The sequence below is a fragment of the Enterococcus raffinosus genome (assembly GCF_018917525.1).
GTDB lineage: Bacteria > Bacillota > Bacilli > Lactobacillales > Enterococcaceae > Enterococcus_A > Enterococcus_A raffinosus_A.
In genome coordinates this window covers 1-1676 of the sequence record NZ_JAHLOS010000089.1, presented here as the reverse complement: position 1 = coordinate 1676, position 1676 = coordinate 1, and the positions used below count along the sequence as shown (strand labels likewise).

Below are 1676 nucleotides of genomic sequence, written 5' to 3'. Positions count from 1 at the left end.
AAGTTTGAAAATAAATAATACTAGTTGTTTTTGAAATAATGCATACCAAATAAGCCTGCCGTGTTCGATTTTTTTGCGGAAGGCGAAGGATTATTTCTTGAAGAATCAACGTCAAGCTGGTGGAGAAACATTATCGGTGATGGTATAGCCTCTTTTCCTAAGAAGGTCTAGTGCTTGAGCTTGTGTCAGAATTTTCGACTCATTCACAAGCTTAGCATCTAAATACCCTTCTGGATTATAAGGTTCCACTTTGCTTAAGACGTTCCAGATAGCGGTCAGGAGCATCTTACAAAGGGCGATAATCGCCTTCTTGTGTCCACGGTTGGCTTTGATTCTACGATAGCGTTTTTTAAACTCTGGATGTTCGTTTGATCTGATAAGAGCATTCGCAATCTGGACAAGCAATGGTTTTAGACAGTGCCCTGCGCGCGAGATTCGTGTTGCTTTTGTTCGTCTAGCACTTCGATCATTTCTTGGGCAACATCCAGCCCAAGAAACGAAATGTTTAGCAGTTGGAAAGACCGACATATCCGGTCCAATTTCAGAAAGAATTCCGATGGCTGTCATCGGATTCGCATTCAAGCCAGGGATGGTGTGTAGTAAATCCAAAACAGGTGAAAAAGGTTCCGCAAGAGCTTGAATCTCCTGATCGATCTTCTCTCGATGGGTCTCAATTTCGTCGATGTGTGTGAGACATTGGCGGAGTTTGATGGCTTGCGCGTCTGAAATCGCACCATCTACTGCCGCTTGGATTTCTTCAATCGGTGCTTTACACCGACCATGGACAAAGGGTCGAACATCGAACGTTTCGCCAGGATGATCCAACAGAAAATAGATGATGGAAGCGGAAGATTTCCCAAACACATCACTAAACACATCATCGAGTTTCAGGTTAGAAACGGTCAAACAGTTCAATGCCCGGTTTTTCTCACTCGTTTTCATCTCAGTCAATTTCTGGCGGTAACGCATCAAATCACGAAGCTGACGAATTTCAAGTCCAGGAATAAAACTGGGTTTCACCATATCGCACATAAAGAGGTCACAAATCCATTTGGCATCTTTACGATCGGTTTTATTCCCTTTCTGAGGCTTGGTGTATTTCGGATGAACTAAGGTGACAAAACAGGGTTTCTCAAGAATATTAAAGACGGGGATCCAATACTTGCCGGAAGATTCCATACAAACATCTGTACACTCGTATTTAGCCAGCCAGTCAGCTAACTCTCTTAGTCCTTTCGAAAAAGAAGAGAAGCGAGCTTGCTTATACTCCGTACGATTATTGGCATCGGTGATTCCAATACAAGCATAGATCCAGGATTTGTGGACATCCAATCCACAACAATTTTTACGAAAGATTTTGAACATGACAACCTCCTGTAAAAAAGCAGTACAGGTCAGGCAGGGACTGGTCATCCGGCGAAATCGAGTCAACTTCGGAAGAGATAAGTTTACGGGCTACTGGTTTGCGCCATTCATTGATGCCTTAACGGATGACCGACACCATATAAAAATGCGGGGTCGCCGCTATACAGCCCCGCCACTCACCTCCTCGGGTTCTGTAGTATACCAGGGACCTGCAAGGAGAGCGTAACACGAAAAATAAAGAGAGAAAGGTTCTTTGAGGATTTTCATCATCTCATTGGTGCCTTTCGTAGGAAGGCGGATTTATAAAAATG

At 43.6% G+C, this 1676-nt stretch carries 1 protein-coding gene; it reads right to left on the bottom strand.

The annotated features are described in order from the left end of the window. Window positions 1-111: 111 nt before the first annotated feature. On the bottom strand, window positions 112-1365 hold the full coding sequence (locus tag KQI58_RS22370; protein WP_216411137.1) for an IS110 family transposase: 1254 nt from the start codon (window positions 1363-1365) through the stop codon (window positions 112-114). Window positions 1366-1676 lie beyond the last annotated feature (311 nt).

What these genes read in the sequence shown, in the direction of transcription:
- KQI58_RS22370 (WP_216411137.1), bottom strand. Translation starts at nt 1,365, where the DNA reads ATGTTCAAAATCTTTCGTAAAAATTGTTGTGGATTGGATGTCCACAAA.